Annotated in this window: 19 protein-coding genes; 6 read left to right on the top strand and 13 right to left on the bottom strand. The window is 57.2% G+C overall.

Annotated elements, in window-relative coordinates; all coding sequences use genetic code 11:
• Positions 1–4 precede the first annotated feature (4 nt).
• On the bottom strand, positions 5–391 hold the full coding sequence (locus H0484_RS04770; protein ID WP_226953305.1) for a Rid family detoxifying hydrolase: 387 nt from the start codon (positions 389–391) through the stop codon (positions 5–7).
• A gap of 326 nt (positions 392–717) precedes the next feature.
• Between H0484_RS04770 and H0484_RS04765 the strand changes: the two genes are divergently transcribed.
• A complete protein-coding gene (locus H0484_RS04765) occupies positions 718–1,536 on the top strand; it encodes an alpha/beta fold hydrolase (RefSeq protein ID WP_226953304.1) in 819 nt (272 codons plus the stop codon).
• A gap of 2 nt (positions 1,537–1,538) precedes the next feature.
• On the opposite strand, the gene H0484_RS04760 is transcribed toward H0484_RS04765, so the two are convergent.
• The gene (locus H0484_RS04760) at positions 1,539–2,315 is read right to left on the bottom strand and encodes a ferredoxin--NADP reductase (RefSeq protein ID WP_226953303.1); all 777 of its coding nucleotides are present in this window, start codon (positions 2,313–2,315) and stop codon (positions 1,539–1,541) included.
• A 319-nt stretch (positions 2,316–2,634) separates the two neighbouring features.
• On the opposite strand from H0484_RS04760, the gene H0484_RS04755 reads away from it, so the two are divergent.
• The 3 genes from H0484_RS04755 to H0484_RS04745 are packed head-to-tail and all read left to right on the top strand — an operon-like array spanning position 2,635 to position 6,155.
• On the top strand, positions 2,635–3,672 hold the full coding sequence (locus H0484_RS04755; protein WP_226953302.1) for a Fe(3+) ABC transporter substrate-binding protein: 1,038 nt from the start codon (positions 2,635–2,637) through the stop codon (positions 3,670–3,672).
• A gap of 1 nt (position 3,673) precedes the next feature.
• Complete coding sequence (locus tag H0484_RS04750; protein ID WP_226953301.1) at positions 3,674–5,335, top strand: ABC transporter permease; 1,662 nt, start codon at positions 3,674–3,676, stop codon at positions 5,333–5,335.
• 19 nt (positions 5,336–5,354) lie between these two features.
• On the top strand, positions 5,355–6,155 hold the full coding sequence (locus tag H0484_RS04745) for an ABC transporter ATP-binding protein (RefSeq protein WP_226953300.1): 801 nt from the start codon (positions 5,355–5,357) through the stop codon (positions 6,153–6,155).
• Positions 6,156–6,199: 44 nt separating this feature from the next.
• On the opposite strand, the gene H0484_RS04740 is transcribed toward H0484_RS04745, so the two are convergent.
• The 7 genes from H0484_RS04740 to rph all read right to left on the bottom strand — a co-directional run bounded on the left by H0484_RS04740 (position 6,200) and on the right by rph (position 11,600).
• Positions 6,200–6,598, bottom strand: coding sequence for a type II toxin-antitoxin system VapC family toxin (locus H0484_RS04740; RefSeq protein ID WP_226953711.1), 399 nt, complete (start codon positions 6,596–6,598; stop codon positions 6,200–6,202).
• 8 nt (positions 6,599–6,606) lie between these two features.
• Positions 6,607–6,837 carry a type II toxin-antitoxin system VapB family antitoxin gene (gene vapB, locus H0484_RS04735; RefSeq protein WP_226953299.1) on the bottom strand — a complete coding sequence of 77 codons (231 nt, stop codon included), beginning with the start codon at positions 6,835–6,837 and terminating at the stop codon, positions 6,607–6,609.
• 196 nt (positions 6,838–7,033) lie between these two features.
• On the bottom strand, positions 7,034–7,351 hold the full coding sequence (locus H0484_RS04730) for a helix-turn-helix domain-containing protein (protein WP_315859922.1): 318 nt from the start codon (positions 7,349–7,351) through the stop codon (positions 7,034–7,036).
• Positions 7,352–7,414: 63 nt separating this feature from the next.
• Complete coding sequence (gene glnA / locus H0484_RS04725) at positions 7,415–8,830, bottom strand: type I glutamate--ammonia ligase (protein WP_226953297.1); 1,416 nt, start codon at positions 8,828–8,830, stop codon at positions 7,415–7,417.
• Positions 8,831–8,941: 111 nt separating this feature from the next.
• Positions 8,942–10,150 carry a radical SAM family heme chaperone HemW gene (gene hemW, locus H0484_RS04720; protein ID WP_226953710.1) on the bottom strand — a complete coding sequence of 403 codons (1,209 nt, stop codon included), beginning with the start codon at positions 10,148–10,150 and terminating at the stop codon, positions 8,942–8,944.
• A 59-nt stretch (positions 10,151–10,209) separates the two neighbouring features.
• Positions 10,210–10,821 (bottom strand): RdgB/HAM1 family non-canonical purine NTP pyrophosphatase, encoded by a 612-nt coding sequence (gene rdgB, locus H0484_RS04715; RefSeq protein WP_226953296.1) that lies wholly within the window; start codon positions 10,819–10,821, stop codon positions 10,210–10,212.
• Positions 10,818–11,600: a ribonuclease PH gene (gene rph / locus H0484_RS04710; protein WP_226953295.1), complete on the bottom strand. Its 783-nt coding sequence runs from the start codon at positions 11,598–11,600 to the stop codon at positions 10,818–10,820. Before rph ends, rdgB begins: the two co-directional genes overlap by 4 nt.
• A gap of 83 nt (positions 11,601–11,683) precedes the next feature.
• Here rph and H0484_RS04705 point away from each other — a divergent pair, with 83 nt between their 5' ends.
• On the top strand, positions 11,684–12,610 hold the full coding sequence (locus H0484_RS04705) for a YicC/YloC family endoribonuclease (RefSeq protein ID WP_226953294.1): 927 nt from the start codon (positions 11,684–11,686) through the stop codon (positions 12,608–12,610).
• Between the two features lie 43 nt (positions 12,611–12,653).
• Here the strand turns inward: H0484_RS04705 and H0484_RS04700 are convergent, their stop codons facing one another.
• The 4 genes from H0484_RS04700 to H0484_RS04685 all read right to left on the bottom strand — a co-directional run bounded on the left by H0484_RS04700 (position 12,654) and on the right by H0484_RS04685 (position 17,330).
• A complete protein-coding gene (locus H0484_RS04700) occupies positions 12,654–13,301 on the bottom strand; it encodes an RES family NAD+ phosphorylase (protein WP_226953293.1) in 648 nt (215 codons plus the stop codon).
• Entirely contained in the window at positions 13,298–13,972 is a 675-nt protein-coding gene (locus H0484_RS04695; protein WP_226953292.1) for a hypothetical protein, read from the bottom strand. Before H0484_RS04695 ends, H0484_RS04700 begins: the two co-directional genes overlap by 4 nt.
• A gap of 127 nt (positions 13,973–14,099) precedes the next feature.
• The gene (locus H0484_RS04690; protein WP_226953291.1) at positions 14,100–16,097 is read right to left on the bottom strand and encodes a BCCT family transporter; all 1,998 of its coding nucleotides are present in this window, start codon (positions 16,095–16,097) and stop codon (positions 14,100–14,102) included.
• A 24-nt stretch (positions 16,098–16,121) separates the two neighbouring features.
• Positions 16,122–17,330, bottom strand: coding sequence for a thiolase family protein (locus H0484_RS04685; protein WP_226953290.1), 1,209 nt, complete (start codon positions 17,328–17,330; stop codon positions 16,122–16,124).
• A gap of 227 nt (positions 17,331–17,557) precedes the next feature.
• On the opposite strand from H0484_RS04685, the gene H0484_RS04680 reads away from it, so the two are divergent.
• Entirely contained in the window at positions 17,558–18,448 is an 891-nt protein-coding gene (locus tag H0484_RS04680) for a serine hydrolase (RefSeq protein WP_226953289.1), read from the top strand.
• Positions 18,449–18,458: the final 10 nt, after the last annotated feature.

Genomic DNA, 18,458 nt, shown 5'->3' with positions numbered 1-18,458 from the left:
CGCCTTAAACCACGATGATGGCTTCGACTTCGAATTGCGCGCCTTTGGGAAGGCTGTCTACGCCCACGGTGGAGCGTGCAGGAAAAGGCTGCGGAATGATGTCGGCCATGATGGCATTGGCGCTGGCGAACTTGCTAAGGTCGGTCAGGTACAGCGTGAGCTTGACGATGTTCTCCAGCGTGCCGCCCGCGGCTTCGATGACAGCCTGCATATTGGCGAACGACTGGCGCACCTGCCCTTCAAAATTTTCAGAGACCAGGTCGCCCGTGCCGGGTTCCAGGCCGATTTGGCCGGAGAGATAGATAGTGCGCCCTTCTGGAGCGACGACGGCTTGTGAATAAGGACCGACGGCAGCCGGCGCTTGGTCTGTATGAATAATTTGCTTGAACATGGAAAGCTCGCTATGTGAGCGCAAGAAGGCTGCGCGGAATAAGCAATAACTATTGAAGTTTATACATCTATAGCGAAAAGGAACAGCCGTAGGTAAGCAACACGATTAAAAGCATAGATACGACAGGTTACTTTTGTAAGGAAAAAGAGGCCAGGCCAATTGTGTCTGAGCGGGCCAACCGTCTTGCTCAAAGAAATCCTTTTGTTCGTGAGGATTTTGCACGGAACTGACGCTACCCACTAAGAATCCTTACGATCTTGCGGATTACAGGGGAATCGCTCAACCGTGTAATATGCCCCTTGCCTTTAGCTACAAACACTCTGCACATGACTGATACTGCTGTCCCAACCGCTCCTATCGATCAATACGTCGAACACGCCCAAGGGCGTATTTTTACGCGCCGCTGGTCGCCTGGCCAGTCGCTTGACGCCGCGCCCATCATCTTGATGCACGATTCTCTGGGTTGCGTAGAGTTGTGGCGCGACTTCCCTGCCCTGCTTAGTCAAGCTACCGGGCGTGATGTAGTAGCTTACGACAGGCTGGGTTTTGGGCGTTCCGATGCCCGGCCCGAGCTACCCTCGCTAGACTTTGTAGCGGAAGAATCGCGTGAGTATTTTGCCGAAATCTGCAAGCAGCTGGGCATAGACGCGTTTGTGGCCATGGGCCATAGCGTGGGTGGTGGCATGGCCATAGAATGCGCCGCTGCCTTCAGCCAAGGCACGCCCCGTTGCGAGGCTTTGATTACCATTGCCGCCCAGGTTTACCCCGAAGACCTTACCTTGGCCAGCATACGCGAGGCGCGCGAACAGTTTCAAGACGAACAGCAACTGGCGCGTCTGGCCAAATACCATGGCGACAAATCAGCCTGGGTGCGCGACGCCTGGATAGAAAACTGGCTGCACCCCGAATTTGCCAAGTGGTCGGTAGAAGACGCCCTGACACGCGTGCAATGCCCGGTACTGGCCTTGCACGGCGAAAACGACGAATACGGCACGGCCTATCACCCGCAAACGATAGGCCGGCTTGCCGCCGGCCCTTCGCAGGTAGAGATACTGGCAGGTATAGGGCATGTGCCGCATCGCGAACAGCCCCAATTGGTGCTTGAGAAGGTGGCCAGTTTCCTGGCCAACCCAGCAAACGCCTAAGCTTATTTTTCGACGAAAGCGCGCTCGATGACGTAGTCGCCGGGCTCGCCAACGCCGGGCGACACGGTGAAGCCCAGGTCGTCAAGGATCTTGCACAAATCTTCGAGCAAAGCCGGGCTACCGCACATCATGGCGCGGTCGGTTTCGGGGTTGAGTTGCGGCAGGCCGATATCGGCACACAACTTGCCCGACAGGATCAGATCGGTTTGGCGGCCGGTATTGCGGAAGGGTTCGCGCGTGACGGTGGGATAGTAAATGAGCTTGTCGCGCACCATTTCACCGAAATACTCGTTGTTGAGCAGATCGTGTTCGATGAAATCTTTGTAGGCAAGTTCGCTGGTGTAACGCACGCCATGCACCAGAACGACTTTTTCGAAGCGTTCGTAGATATCGGGGTCTTTGATGATGCTCATGAAAGGAGCCAAGCCTGTGCCGGTACCGAACAGGAACAGGTTTTTGCCTGGCCTGAGGTCGTCGACCACCAAGGTGCCCACGGGCTTTTTGCTGACCAGAATGCTGTCGCCCACCTTAAGGTGCTGCAAGCGCGAGGTAAGCGGGCCATTTTGCACCTTGATGCTGAGGAACTCAAGGTTTTCTTCGTAGTTGGCGCTAACAATACTGTAAGCGCGCATAAGCGGCTTGCCGTCGACTTCCAGGCCAATCATGACGAAGTGGCCATTATGGAAGCGCAAGGCAGGATCGCGCGTGGTGGTGAAAGAGAACAGCGTGTCGTTCCAGTGGTGCACGCTAAGCACGGTTTCGGTATTGAAGGCTGCCATTGCGGTTCGATCTCGAGGTTGATGCGCTTGGCCAACTGACTGGCCACTACGCTGGAATGTTAAGAATAAGCACTTTGAGGCAATTCTACACCATTCTATTTATATTGAGTACTCACTACTTAAATATGTCTTTGTTATTTAGGGCTTAGCGCAATACCCAGTTTAAAAGCATCAAGGGAAAACCCTGCCGTCACCCGGCCTGGAAGTTCTAGCTGGATATGAGAACAATTTTTATTTTAAACTGCTCTTTTGCGGCTTACCCGCCGCTCAGGGCCGGCATCACATTTGCCGGCCTATTTTCGTCGCACAGGAGAACTCGATGCATCGCCGTATCCCCTCGTCACTGTTTAACAGCCTGGCCATCGCCGGCTTGCTGGCCAGCGCCACCCCTGCGTTGGCAGACGTTACCTTGTACACCACCCGCGAGCCCGGCCTGATCCAACCTATTCTGGACGCCTTCACCAAAGACACCGGCGTTCAAGCCAACACGGTGTTTGTCAAAGACGGCCTGCTGGAACGCGTGCGTGCCGAGGGCGAGAAATCCCCTGCTGACGTGCTCATGACAGTAGACATCGGCAACCTGATCGACTTGGTGCAAGGCGGCGTGACGCAGCCTGTTGAATCCCAAGTCTTGAATGAAGCCATCCCGGCCAACCTGCGCGACGCAGAAAACAATCACTGGTATGCGCTTTCCTTGCGCGACCGCGTGGCCTACGTGGCCAAAGAAATCGACGTAGACACGATTACCTACGAAGATTTTGCCGACCCCAAATGGAAAGGCAAGGTGTGCATACGCTCGGGCCAACACCCCTATAACACCGCCATGGTTGCCGCCATGATCGCCCACGACGGCGCCGAGGCCACCGAGCAATGGCTGCGCGGTGTCAAGGCCAACCTGGGCCGCAAAGCCACAGGCGGCGACCGCGACGTCGCACGCGACATTCTGGGCGGCATTTGCGATATTGGCATTGCCAACGCCTACTACGTGGGCCGCATGAAGAACGCCAAGCCCGGTACCGACAACTATAAGTGGGGCGAAGCCATCAAGGTCGTGCGCCCGACTTTCGCCAATGACAAAAGCAAAGGCACGCACGTCAACGTTTCGGGTGCTGCGGTAGCCAAGCATGCCCCCAACAAACAAGACGCGCTTAAGCTGCTGGAATATCTGGTTTCGGACAAAGCCCAAAGCCTGTATGCCAAAGCCAACTACGAATACCCGGTCAAGGCCGGCATCGAGCTAGACCCGGTAGTGGCCAGCTTTGGCGAACTCATCATCGACCCCCTGCCCTTGACTGAGATCGCCAAGCATCGCAAACACGCTAGCGAACTGGTGGATAAAGTTGGCTTCGACAACTGATTTGGTTTCATCCCGTCGTTTCCGTATCGTCAATGCGCTGTGGCCCGCCGGCACATGGCTGATCGCCCTGTGCGTAGCTGCACCGGTACTGGCCCTGATCTGGGTTGCCGCGGGCGGCAATCTGGATCATTGGCAGCACCTGGCCCAGCATGTCTTGCCCGTGGCAGCCGTCAATACCCTGTGGCTGCTGCTGGGCGTAGGCGTACTGGTAGTTTGCCTGGGCAGCGGCGCTGCCTGGTTGGTTACGGCCTACGATTTTCCTAGTCGCAAGGTGTTGAACTGGGCCCTGCTGCTGCCCTTGGCGGTGCCCACCTACATTGTTGCCTTCGCCTATCTAGACCTGCTGCACCCCCTGGGGCCGTTTCAGTCGCTGGTGCGCGAAATGCTGGGTTACACCAGCCCGCGCCAGTTCCGCCTGCCCGATTTACGCGGTTTGGGCGGTGCTATTTTTCTGTTGGGGTTCGTGCTGTATCCCTACGTTTACCTCAGCATGCGCGTCATGTTCTCTACCCAGGCTGCCAGCCTGCTAGAGGCCGGTCGTATTCTGGGCTTGAGCAGCCGTGGCGTCTTTTTTAAAGTGGCCTTGCCTATGGCGCGGCCTGCTCTGGCGGTAGGGGTTAGTTTGGCTCTGCTCGAAACCCTGAACGACATCGGGGCTTCAGAGTTTCTGGGCGTGCAAACACTGACCGTGTCGGTTTACACCACCTGGATAACGCGTTCTGATCTGGCCGGTGCCGCCCAAATCGCCCTAAGCATGCTGGCCTTGGTGGTGCTGCTGATTCTGTTGGAACGCCATGGGCGCAGACGCCAGCGTTATTCCAGCACCCAGCGCATGCGGCCCATACAGCCACAGCGCCTGAAAGGCGCCCCTGCCCTACTCGCTTTTGTGCTGGGCTGGTTGCCTGTTGCCATCGGTTTTGTAGCGCCATCAGCGTATTTGCTGGCTGAAACCATCAAGCGCTTGCACGAAGTCGGGGGGGTCTCAGATCAACTGCTTTCCAGCATCTACAACACGATTTATGTGTCTTTGGTGGCGACTGTGATTACCGTGTTGTGCGGCGTGGTCATTACCTGGGCCGTGCGCAGCGCTCGCTCGCGTCGCCCGCGCATGCTGCAGTTTCTGTCGCGTTTGTCCACCATAGGCTATGCCTTACCCGGCACGGTGCTGGCCATAGGCCTGTTGCTGCCGGTGCGCCTGCTAGACGACGCCATGAACTGGGTGCGCAGTCTGTTTTCCGACACCCCCGCCAGCTTGATCGTCATGGGCACCATGGCCGCCTTGCTGGGGGCCTACGTCATTCGCTATTTGGCCATTGCCGTAGGTAGCCTGGAATCAGGCTTGGCGCGCATACCGCCCTCATTAGAACAGGCTTCGCGTCTGCTGGGCGAAACGTCTTCGGGCACCCTGAGACGCGTGCATTTGCCCTTGCTTAGGCCCGCCATAGGCGCCGCCGCGCTGCTGATTTTCGTGGACACCATGAAAGAGCTGCCGGCTACGCTGCTGCTGCGCCCCGTCAACTTCGAAACCCTGGCAACTTGGCTATACGCCGAAGCCGCCCGAGGCACCTACGAAGAAGGCGCCGTGGCCGCATTGGCCATCGTCTTGGTGGGGCTGCTTCCTGTTATCTTGCTGGCGCGCCACCAACTTAAATCCGGTCACTGACCCCTTAGCCGTACCGCCTATGTCCGCCTTACTTGAACTCGACGCCATTTCCCTGGCCTATGACACGCCTCAAGGCCTGCTCACTATCGTCAACTCGCTGGATTTAACCCTAGAGCGCGGCCATATCGGCTGCCTCTTGGGTGCATCGGGTTGCGGTAAAACCTCGGTGCTGCGGGCAATTGCTGGGTTCGAGCCTTTGCGGGCCGGGCGTATTTTGCTGGATAAGCAAGTACTTTCCACCGAGCATAAACGGGTAGACCCCGAGCACCGCCAAGTGGGTATGATGTTCCAGGATTACGCACTTTTTCCTCATCTAAGCGTTGAGAAAAATGTGGCGTTTGGCTTGCGGCGCTGGGAAAAAGTCGCTCGCGCCGATCGCGTGGCCAGCTTGCTGGCGCTGGTGGGCCTAGAGGCGGTAGCGCATCGCTATCCGCATGAGTTGTCCGGTGGACAGCAGCAGCGTGTGGCCCTGGCGCGAGCCATGGCGCCCAACCCCGAGCTGTTATTGTTGGACGAGCCGTTTTCTAACTTGGACATCGATACGCGCGAGCGCTTGGCTTTTGAGGTACGGGATATTCTGAAAGCCTCGGGCCATACGGCTTTGCTGGTAACGCACAACCAAGCCGAGGCCTTTGCGATTGCAGACCGTATTGGCGTAATGCGCAGCGGTGCTATTGAGCAATGGGACACCCCGTTTCAGCTGCATAAGCATCCGGTGAATGATTTTGTGGCGGATTTCATCCGTCGTGAAGCGCTGATGACGCAACGGGCGCAGGCGTATTTGCGCGGTGGGGAAGCTGGGGAAATGGTAATTAGTTGAGTTGTGGTGGTCAGGGGGTTGGGTCGATTCGCGACTCAAGCGTATCAAACCCAATCTTCATAAACGAGATTTGCAACCCTGCAGAATTCGCGCGTGTTGTTCGTCACAAGTATGCAGCTTGCAGCAATGGCATGACCTGCAATAGCAGTATCGTTCGGGCCAATGGGTGTGCCCGCTTCGGAGAGTGCTTTCTTAACTTCCGTGGCCGCATCCACGGCATGTCTGTCCCACGGTAAAACGGCATCGAGCCGCAGCACAAACTCATCAACCAACGCCTTATGGTGGGCAGAGGCTTTTTTGCCGATTTGGCCGTAGCGCATTTCCGCATACGTGATCGCAGAGATAACGATGCGATGCTTCTGACCGCTGATAAGTGTCAGTCGATGCAAGACCGAGGCGGGCATCTCACGCATGATGAACGAACAAATGTTTGTATCGAGCATGTAGGTGCTCACAACACACACCTGCCTTCATCATCGACTACCGATTGACGCTCCTGCAAGAAGTCAGCATCGGCTTTCTTAGCAGAAGCCAAGGATTCCCAGCTTGGCCGGACTGGACGCAAAGTGATGACATCGCCCTCGCGGGATATTTCCAGTTCGCGCACATCCTCGTAAGCCATGTCCACCGGCAGGCGTATGGCCTGGTTCTTGCCATTCATGAAAAGGGATACGGTTCGCATAACGGCTCCTTTCATAGGTTAGACATATGCCTGTATTGTAGACGGGGCCAACAGCAAGTGCAATGTATCCGCAGAACACATGTTCTGGACTGCGAGCAGCGGGGTCGTGAATCAATGACTGCTTTGAGATGCTATGTCCACTGTCGCTTTTGGGGCGTTAGGCGAGTAAATTCAAGTTAGCACAGCTATCCCTGCCTTAAAGACACTCCCCAACAGCCAATCGCACAGGTTTCCCAACCCGGCTGAGCATTTCCACCAGTGAATCGATAGTAAATTTTGTCGTCTTTTTATTCACCACGTCAGAGACGCGCGGGCGCGACACCATCAGGATCTCCGCAGCTTCTGCCTGCTTCAAATGATGCTGTTCGATCCAGGCCACCAACTCATTCATGAGTTGCTCTTTGAGCTTCTTGATGTCATTGATTTGTTGCTGTGATGCCTGTTGCAAACGCAGGCCTTCCTCCCGCAGAAATCCGACCGAACGCCAAACCTCGCCGCAAAAAAAAACGGACATGAGAAATCCCATGTCCGCCTTCTTACCTAAACCGCGCCGAGAACCCTCAGCGCTTCAACCCGATTACAGGCTGTAGTACATATCAAACTCAACGGGGTGTGGAGCTTGGCGCAGGCGCGTGATGTCGGCCATTTTCAGGTCGATGTAGGCGCTGATCATGTCGTCGCTGAACACGCCACCGCGTGTCAGGAACTCGCGGTCGGCGTCCAAGGCTTCGAGTGCTTGCTCAAGCGACGAGCACACCGTTGGGATCAATGCGTCTTCTTCGGGCGGCAGGTCGTACAGGTTCTTATCGGCAGCATCACCTGGGTGAATGCGGTTCTGCACGCCGTCCAGGCCTGCCATCATCAAGGCGGCGAAAGCCAGGTAGGGGTTGGCAAGAGGATCGGGGAAACGAGCCTCGATGCGACGGCCCTTGGGGCTGCCCGAGTAAGGAATACGGATGGAAGCCGAGCGGTTGCGTGCCGAGTAAGCCAGTTTGACTGGGGCTTCGAAGTGCGGAACCAGGCGCTTGTACGAGTTGGTGCCGGGGTTGGTGATGGCGTTCAAGGCACGGGCGTGCTTGATGATGCCGCCAATGTAGAACAAGGCAAACTCAGACAGACCTGCGTAGCCATTGCCGGCAAACAAGTTCTGGCCGTCTTTCCAGATGGACTGGTGCACGTGCATGCCCGAACCGTTGTCACCCACCACGGGCTTAGGCATGAACGTGGCTGTTTTGCCATATGCATGCGCCGTGTTGTGGATGGTGTACTTCATGATCTGGTTCCAGTCGGCGCGCTCGACCAGCGTGCTGAAGCGGGTACCGATTTCAAGCTGGCCTGCGCTGGCCACTTCCGAGTGGTGGATTTCAACCGGAACGCCCTGCTGCTCTAGCAACAAAGACATTTCGGAACGCAGATCGCTGAAGGAATCCACTGGAGCCACGGGGGTGTAGCCGCCCTTGGTGGTGGGACGGTGGCCCAGGTTGCCGCCTTCGTGATCGGCACCGGTAGACCAAGCCGCCTGGTCGGAGCGGATTTTGTAGAAGGCGCCCGAAGAGTGGTTGTCCCAGGTGATGCCGTCGAACACGAAGAACTCGGGCTCGGGGCCGAAGTAAGCGGTGTCGCCCAGGCCGCTGGATTTCAGGTAGGCCTCGGCACGTTTGGCCAAGGAACGTGGATCGCGGTCGTAACCTTTGAGGTCGGACGGATCGAGCACGTCGCAAGTGAGCACCAGCGTAGCTTCTTCGCGGAAGGGATCCATGCGAGCCGTGCCGCAATCGGGCATCAGCAGCATGTCAGAGGCTTCGATGCCTTTCCAGCCGGCAATGGAAGAACCATCGAAAGGCTGACCGGACTCGAGTTTTTCCTCGTCCACCGCATGGCTGGGTAAAGTCATGTGGTGTTCCCGGCCCAGGGTATCGGTGAAGCGGAAGTCAACGAAGCTGACTTCGCGCTCGGCGATTAGAGCGACAATTTGTTCGGGGGTAGACGGCATACAGGCTCCCAGGGCGGATGGAATAGATTAAAAAATACTGAATACAAAATTCTTGTGCAACGCATTAATCATATAGCAATGTGACGTTTTTGGCGCGTCAAATACTAGGGTTTAGGGCAATTTTTCTTCAAGAAATTCCTCGAGTGTGTCATTCAGGAAACGCCACCCCAGCGTACTCGCCTTCAATTGTAAGGCGTCGTCCTCCAATAAGCCCTTTTGCAGACATCGCTCAACGGCAGGCGCCACGGCAAGCTGTGGCAGACCGGTGCGCTCGGTGAAATAGCGCCAAGGCACGCCCTCTTTCAGGCGCAAGGCGTTCATCATGAATTCAAAAGGCAAGTCTTCGTGAGCGATGTCTTGTTCACTTGCGATATGGCTGCCGTTTCTGAGGACGGCTTGTTCCATCCAGCTTTCGGGTTGCTTCAAACGGGCTTGCCGGTGAATCCTGTTGTAAAACGACAACTTGCTGTGGGCGCCAGGGCCTAAGCCCAGGTAATCACCGAATTCCCAGTAGTTGACGTTATGGCGGCTGCGCGCGCGGCTGGATTTTGCATAGGCCGAAACTTCGTAGCGTTCCCAGCCTTGGGCAGCAGTCAACTCCTCTACTTTGTCTTGCATCGCCGCGGCTAGGTCGTCGTCCGGTAGATTTGCGGGCGGGTATTTAGCAAAGACGGTGTTGGGCTCTAGCGTCAGGTTGTACAAAGACAAATGTTCCGTGCCGTAAAACATGGCGGCGCGCAGGTCGGCCTCACAGGCCTGTAACGACTGCCCTGGCAGCGCAAACATCAAATCCAGGTTGACGCGGGGCACGGCGCGCTGGGCGATGTCGATAGCGGCGTGCGCCTGCTTGGCATCGTGAATGCGGCCCAATACCTGCAAAGCGTGGTCATCAAAGCTTTGTATGCCCAGTGAAAGCCGATTCACGCCGCTGGCAGCATAAGCGGCAAACTTGCCCGCTTCTATGGTGCCGGGGTTGGCTTCCAGGGTGATTTCGGCGTCGGGCCAAATCGTCAAATGTGTGCGCAGCAGGCTTAGCAGACTGTCTAGCGCCTTGGCCGACAACAGACTGGGCGTGCCGCCGCCGATGAACACGCTGCTGACCTGCCGGCCCCATATATCGGGCAAGGCTTGTTCAAGGTCGGCCTGCAAAGCGGCCAGATACTGTTCTTCAGGCAGTTCGCCTTGCAAAGCGTGAGAGTTGAAGTCGCAATAAGGGCATTTACGCACGCACCAAGGCACGTGCACATACACCGCCAGCGGTGGCAGGCCCACCAGCTCTAGGCCGGTGTCGCCTGCCAAGGCTGCCGCGCCCTGCCCCATCAGCCCAGAGGCCGACTTGGGCTTGGAAAGCTGCTCGACGATGGGAATAACGGTGCGTTTCAAGAGTTTCCTTCGCCCCGCAAACGCGCCACCAAGGCCCGCAGGGCCTGGCCGCGATGGCTGATCCGGTTCTTGGCCTCGGGGGCCAAAGCAGCGGCGGTAAGCCCAAGATCGGGCAGGAAGAAATGTGGGTCGTAGCCAAAGCCATTGGCGCCCGAGGCCTGATCGACGATAGCGCCGCGCCAGTGCCCTTCGGCAATCACGGGACAGGGGTCGTCGGCGTGGCGCACGTAAACCAGCACCGCCACATAAGAGGCGGCGCGGTTCTCTTGACCAGCCAAAGCTTCAATCAAGCAACGATTGTTGTCGACGTCGCCTGAGCCTTTACCCAAACGCTTGGCGTAGCGCGCCGAATACACGCCGGGAGCACCGTCTAGGGCATCTACGGTGAGGCCGGAATCGTCGGCCAGGGCGGGCAAGTTGGTGAGCCGGCTGGCATGGCGCGCTTTGGCCAACGCATTTTCAACAAAGGTGACGTGAGGCTCTTCGGCAGGCGGCACGCCAAGTTCGCCTTGGGGCACCACATGCCAGCCTATCTCGGCCAAAATGGCAGAGAATTCGCGTAGTTTGCCTGGGTTGTCAGAAGCGAGAACGACTTTTTCTTGGCTCATGCCGACTCCAGTGCTTGTTGTTGAATACCATGCAATTGTGCAATGCCATCCGCCGCCAAATCCAGCAGCTCATCCAGCTGTTGGCGCGAAAACACCTGGCCCTCTGCGGTGCCCTGCACTTCCACAAACTGGCCGGCGTCCGTCATAACGATGTTCATATCGGCATCGCAAGCGGAATCTTCGGGGTAGTCCAGGTCGAGCAGACCCAGGCCTTGAACGCGGCCCACCGAAACCGCGGCCACTTGGCCTTTAAGGGGGTTGGCGGCCAACAGGCCTTGCGTTTGCAAGCGGCGCACCGCCAAGGCTGCCGCCACCCAGGCACCGGTAATGCTGGCGCAGCGTGTACCGCCGTCAGCCTGCAGCACGTCGCAATCCAGATGCAAGGTGCGTTCGCCCAGAGCGCTTAAGTCGAACACCGCACGCAGGCTACGGCCAATCAGGCGTTGAATTTCTTGGGTACGGCCAGACTGCTTGCCGCGCGCGGCTTCACGGTCGCTGCGCGTATGGGTAGAACGCGGCAACATGCCGTATTCGGCAGTCACCCAGCCCGAGCCCTGCCCTTTCAGGAACGGCGGCACGCGTTCAAGCACACTGGCGTTACACAGCACATGCGTGTCGCCCATGCGGATCAGGACGGAACCTTCGGCGTGACGGCTGAAATGAGCTTGAATTTGTACATCGCGCAACTGCTGCGCAGCCCTGCCCGAAGGCCGGGTGAAACTTGAATCTGACAAAATGGACTCCTGTGGGGCGCCAAGCCCAATGACACAATATGGCATGCTGTGCCCCCTGCCATACGCAGCGCAAAGGGCAATAGGCAATAATAACGGTTGTAAAGCTTACACGACGCAGGAAACCCACCATGATATGCAGCATGACGGCCTTTGGTGCCGCTCGCGCCAGTGCCGAGATCGGTCTGGTGTCTGTCGAGCTACGCTCGGTAAACAACCGCTACCTTGACGTAAGCTTGCGTCTGCCCGAAGAACTGCGACAGGCCGAAGGCCCGCTACGCGAACGGCTGGCCAAGGCGGTGAAACGCGGCAAGGTCGAAGTGCGCGTCAGTTATCAGCGTGCTGTACAGGCTTCCAGTTCAACACTGAATGCGGTCTATTTGCAAACCTTGGCAGAGCAGTTAGAAACCGCAAGGCAGGTTTTGCCCGATTTGCGTGCGCCCACTTTGCTGGAAGTGATGCGTGCCAGCGATAACAATGCCAGTGAAGACGACAGCGCAGCTTGGCAAACCGTGTGCTTACAAGCCATAGACGCCGCCCTGGAAGACTTTCAAACCCAGCGCATGCGCGAGGGTGAGCAGTTGGCCCAGGCCATGTTGGGCTATACCCGCGACATTCTCGCCATTGTCGAGCAAACCGAAACCGCCTTGCCGCAAATTCAGGCCGCCTACCGCGAGCGCCTGGCCAACAAATTGCGCGATGCCTTGGAAGCCGTCAGCCCCGGCGGCTTCGATCAAATCAGCGGCGCTGAACTTTCGGCTCGTATCAGCCAAGAAAGCATGTTGTTCTCGCTGCGCGTAGACGTGGCAGAAGAACTCACCCGCCTGCGCGCCCATTTATCAGAGCTGCAGCGTCTGCTCAGCCCGCAGGCCGCCAGCGATAAGCCCTCGGGCAAAGTCGGCAGCACCGGCAAACGGCTGGACTTCCTCTTTCAAGAAATGAACCGCGAAGCCAACACCTTGGGTTCAAAAGCGGCTTCCATAGAGTTCACCAACGCCGCCATAGACTTGAAACTACTCATAGAACAGTTGCGCGAACAGGCGCAGAATATTGAATAGCGCTTCAGGGCGGTTCATGCAATTTGGCTAACGCAGCGCTATATCAATCGGCATCAATGCCGGCGCGAAGCGCTGCCCTCACCACGGCTTCACGCAACGTCGGGTTCCTCTCCAGTGGGCCGCCCACGCACGTGCCGCCCAGCACGCCGGCAAGCCGGTCGCCGAAAAGCACCAGCGCCTGGTCACGATCACGCTGACGCGACATCCACAGCAAGCCATCGGCATCCTCGCATTGGCGATGCAGCGCCTCGGCCCAACGAGCAGTGAGCGGATAGTCCCGGGCGGTACTGGCAATCAGCTCCTCTTTTAGCACCTTAAGACGGTGCAGGCCTTCGCTGGTCAGATCGACCAGTTTCAGATCGCGGTTGGGTATGACCTGGCCATAGCCGTGCTGTGCGAAACTGTCCAAATCCACGAACTTGTCAGCCGCATCGATGGGCACTTCGTGAAATACTGTTTCGAAGATGGCGCAATCGAGGGCCGAGCCACCGTATAAATAAGGTACGACCTTGCCCTTGGCATCCCGAATCGGGGCGAAACGAGTCGGTTTGCGCAGCTTTCCTGCCTGATCGACGCCGGGATTGAAGCTCTCGGGTGGAAAGGCTGTGTCGTGGATAACGTGAATCACCTGCCCGGCCGGCCACGTATCAAAAAGCGGATCCAGCGGCGGCACTGGGGCACGGCAGCTCATGCCGCACTGCCCTCAGCCTCACGGTGCGCAGCCTCAATGACGGCCTGCGGATTCTGTGTCAACAGATCAACGGGACGCGCACTGCCCGGCAACCAGCCGTTATTCGAAGTAAACCACAGTGCCAGCTTCCACGGCGTCTTGCGCCCACCGAACGCTTCAAGCACGGCGTGGACAGCCTTGATCGGTTTACCGTCCTCGAACTGAAAAGCGGGAAACACATCCTGCTCGTGCAGCATCTTGTTCGGATGCGGCACGGCAAAGACCTGATTGCGTTTACGCCAGTTATCCGTGAGGGCCGAACGGTTGTGAGCCCGGGAATGGTTCATATCCGCAAGGCGCTCGGCTGTGAAATAGCCAAACTCATTGAGTACGCGTGCATGCCGGCTCGCCAGGCGCTGCGCCATCTCCGTTTCCGATTGGGTAGGTGCCACCATGTGCGCCGCCAAGAAGTCGACCATCTCCTCCATGCGCTGCTTTCGAACAGAAGTGATTTTTTCGGATAACAATCGATCCAGTATCGGCAGTGAGGCCAGCAAAGTGTTTGACGCCGCCTCGGACGCCACTTCGAGCACGAACGTTCGAACACCGGGAGGCCTGCACTCGCCGTCGTCACGACCGGGCTGCAGGGTGAGGACATCGCCCTGCAGCGTTGGGGTTGCTGTCTTGCCCATGATGCGAACTCCTTCCGCCTATATTGATTAGAATTTACATCAACAGGTCAAACAGATCAAATCCGCCAGAAAACCCCAACTAAAAAAAAAGGGCTCAGTTCAACTGAGCCCCTGTTTACTTCTACGCCTAGCGCAGCAAATGCAAGAAATGCAGGTGGCGTTCGTATTGGTCGAGAATATCGTTGATCACATCTTGGCGACGCCAGCCCATGATGTCGTAGTTTTGGCCACCTTCTTTCAGGTAGACCTCGGCACGAAAATACTTACGGGCTTCATTGTCTTCGCTATCTTCAGCCGTGTTGGTGGGCGAACCTATGAAGGAAGGCTGCAAGTAAGCGCGCGGGTGCACTTCGTAAATAAAGTCTACCTCTTTGTCGTGCATGACCTGAAAGCCCACCATGCCGTCTTTGCCTGAACGGAACTCGGCCTGCACACCCTGCTTGGCCAACTCTTCCACCACCTCTTGGCAAGCAGGTTGAACGACTTCTTCGATAAAACGCTGTACATGGGCGCGGCGCGGGAAGCTCATCATGCCGCGCAGGCGTGCATGCCAATCGCCGCCATCGCCCGACGAAGGCCGCGACAAAGGCACGACATCGTTGGTAGTGTACTTGGTTACGTCGGCCTGCAGGGCTTTAAGCAAGCCCCACACCGCCGCCACCAGCACCAAGCTAAAAGGTAAGGCACTGGCTAAGGTGGCAGTTTGCAAGGCTTGCAAGCCGTCGGCCAATAGCAGTGCAATGGCCATGGCCCCAATACCAATAGACCAGAACAGGCGCTGCCAAGCAAAGGTGTTTTCGCGGCCACCCGAGGCCAGCATGTCGACCACCAGTGCACCGGAGTCAGCCGAGGTAACAAAAAAGACCAGCACCATGGTAATGGCCAGCCCCGACATCACTTCTGAAAATGGAAACTGCTGCAAGAATACGAACAAGGCCAGCGAGCTGTCTTTCTGGGTAATCTCGGCCAGTTCGGTGACGCCCTCACCCAAGACCAGGTCGATGGCGCTATCGCCAAATACGGTCATCCACAAGAAGGTAAAGCCTACCGGCACGAACAGCATGCCCCCCAGGAACTCACGGATAGAGCGACCGCGCGAAATGCGCGCAATGAACATTCCGACAAATGGCGACCACGACAGCCACCAGCCCCAATAAAAGAGCGTCCAGCCGCCCAGCCAGTCGCTGTGGTTGTAGGCATAAAGGTTGAAGGTTTTTTGCACCAACTGCGACAAATAGGCGCCGGTATTTTGCACATAGGCCTGCAGCAAAAACACCGTGGGGCCCATGACCAGCACGAACAGCAAAAGCAGCACGGCCAGAATCATGTTGAATTCGGACAAGCGCCGTATGCCTTTATCCAAGCCCACCATCACTGACATGGTGGCCAATGCCGTAGCGATGATGATCAGAATGACCTGTACACCTATGGAGATTTCGATGCCGAACAAAAACTGAAGGCCGGCGTTCATCTGCAACACGCCGAAACCCAGCGAGGTAGCCACCCCTAGCACGGTGCTGACCACGGCAAACACATCTACCATGTGGCCAATGGGCCCATAGATGCGCTCGCCGATAAGCGGGTATAAGGCCGAGCGCAAGGTAAGCGGCAGGCCATGTCGATAGGCGAACAAAGCCAGTATCAACGCCACAATGGCGTAGATGGCCCAGGCGTGCAGGCCCCAATGGAAAAAGGTAATTTTGATGGCTTCGCGGGCCGCCGCCGCGGTGCCACCCTCGCCCACGGGCGGTGACAGCATGTGCATCAGCGGCTCGGCCACCCCGAAGAACATCAGGCCTATGCCCATGCCCGCACAAAACAGCATGGCAAACCAAGTACTGTTGGTGTAATCGGGCTTACTGTGGTCGGGCCCCAGCTTGATGTTACCTATGCGGCTGACCATACAGTAAATGGTGACCAGCAAAATAAGGGCCACCACCAAGATATAGACCCAGCCTACATTGGTAACGATCCAGCCCTGTACTGCGGCAAAGACAGTCTGCGCCTCGTCGCGAAACACAGAGGCTAAAAGGGCCAGGGCAAGCAGAATTCCGGTTGCCGGATAAAACACCGGCGGATGAACCCGGCTAAGAAAATGAGGACGTTTACTTGAGTCTTCAGTCATGCTGCCCAGGCTCCTTCTTTAAAATTATTTAGCTTCCTTGACGTTGATGACCAGTGCCATGGCTGTGTCACCCGCGGCGCAGCCAGTATACAGCCCGTTACCACCACCACGCATCACCAGGATCTCGATAAGTTCGATGACCGAGCGCAAGCCCGTAGGCCCTTGCGGATGCCCCCAGACCAGCGAGCAACCAAAGTTATTGAATTGCTGTGCGGTAAGGCCCATTTCGCGGCCCATGACGATATCGTTGACGATAAAGGGGTTGTGCGTTTTGATGGCGTCGATCTGGGCTATTTCCAGGCCGGCGGCCTTAAGCGCCTTTTGAGCGGCGGGCACCGGGGCCTTGGGCATGAAGCCGGGCTCTACACGCGATTGTGCAATGGCCGTTACCGTGATCAGCAGTTCGGGACGGCTGGTGAATTCGGCCAGGCGCTCGCGCGAAGTAAAGATCATGCCGGCATTGCCGTCGGCAGGATGGGTTTGGCCGCCAAACGTGACCGTGCCATCGGGTAATACGGGCTTTAAACGAGCCAAACCTTCTTGTGTAGTGGCGGTAATGCCTTCATCACCCGTCAGGGTGGTAACCGTTTTACGCAGGCGGGCATCGGGCACCTCGAAGGGCAAGCTCATGAAGCGCTTCAAGAATGCCGAATCGTTAGCCAGCGCGTCTTGATATTGCTCGTAGCGGCACAGCACCCAGTCGTGCTGTTCTTGCGTGGCTATGCCGTATTCCTTGGCGACGTTCTCGGCGGTTTGCACCATGGCCAAGCCGGTAAGCGGGTCGCAGTTGAAGCTGTCGAGTACCCAGTTTTCGCTGTCGCCGGTGCCGCCCGGTTGCGAGGGAGCGGGGTAAAACACATGAGGGCCGTTGGAAATGCGGTCGGCCATCAAGGCCAGCACCACATCGGACTGCCCGGTTTGCACTTCGGATTGGGCCACTTGCATGCCGCGCACGCTGGTGGCGCAGGCCTGGTTAACGATGGTGCCCGGAATATGCGTGGCGCCCATGCGCCCCGTTACCCATGGCACGCCGTAAAACGCGCCTTTTTGCGGCACAGTAGTGCCTAATATGCCGCTGTCTATGGCTTTGAGGTCTATACCGCGGCGCCCGAGCTCGGCCTGGGCCACATGCGCAGCCAGGTGCAAGCTATGCAAGTGTGACAGGCTGCCCTGCCAACGCACGAAGGGCGTAGACCAATAGGCGCCGTAGGGAATAACCACTTCTTTGTTCATGACTGCTCCTCTGTTTTCGTATCCGGTCTGGCCCAATAGGTTGCCAGGCAACCTATTACACCACATAGCGGCCCTAAGAGCCTTGATTTTGTGCGTAACTTCGGGTTTCCGCTTAAGTCAGTATTTCTACTTAAAAATACCTTACAACTCAATATCTTATGTTGTTTACTTGACGTGCTTTCGATATAATTGCGCAACTCTCGAACCCTCCTGCGCAAAAACCGGTCATGACGCCCTCTTCCTGCCCGTCTCAAAAGTCTCTTACCCCCCTGCGCCAGGCATTTGGCCTTCTTAAAGCCGCTTGGCGCAAAAGCGCAGCCGCGCTGGGTATGGCACTGCTTATCAGCGGCACGGCCCAAGCCGCGCCGGCATTGCGTTCCGAAGCCGTTTTGGTGCTCGACCTGCAAAGCGCCCAGGTGCTGTACGAAAAAGGCGGCAACCAGGCCCGCCCTATTGCCTCTATTACCAAACTCATGACAGCCCTGGTGGTGGTTGAATCCGGCCTACCTATGGACGGCCAGATCAAAATCGCCGATCACGACATAGACCGCCTGCGCCATTCGCGCTCGCGGCTTAGCGTAGGCACGCAGTTGTCGCGCAACGACATGCTGCACCTAGCTCTCATGTCTTCTGAAAACCGCGCCGCCCATGCTTTGGGCCGCTACCACCCGGGCGGCATGCAGGCTTTTGTACGCGCCATGAACGACAAAGCGCGGGCGTTAGGCATGCGCGACACCCATTTTGTCGACCCAACCGGTCTTTCCGAAGACAACGTTTCCACACCTAAAGATTTGGTCAAACTGCTGCGGGCCGTCTCTCAGCAGGCGCCGCTGCGCAGCCTCAGCGTCAGCGACACCTACAAGGTTTCTTTGCCCAATGGGCGGCAACTCAACTACAACAACACCAACCGCCTTATCAAAAGCGACAGCTGGCGCATCAAGGTTTCTAAAACCGGGTTCATCAACGAAGCCGGCCAATGTTTGGTCATGGTGGCCAATATCGATGGCCGTGATTTAGCCTTCGTACTGCTTAATGCCGACGGCTACGCATCACGCTTTGGCGACGCCTCTCGTCTGCGTCAATTCTTCGAAAAATCCGACCTCATCGCCAGCTTGTAAAATAAAGGTT

Source organism: Mesopusillimonas faecipullorum (assembly GCF_020539505.1).
Classification (GTDB): domain Bacteria; phylum Pseudomonadota; class Gammaproteobacteria; order Burkholderiales; family Burkholderiaceae_B; genus Mesopusillimonas; species Mesopusillimonas faecipullorum.
The sequence above is the reverse complement of the archived record's forward strand: the minus strand, read 5'-3'. Positions and strand labels throughout refer to the sequence as shown.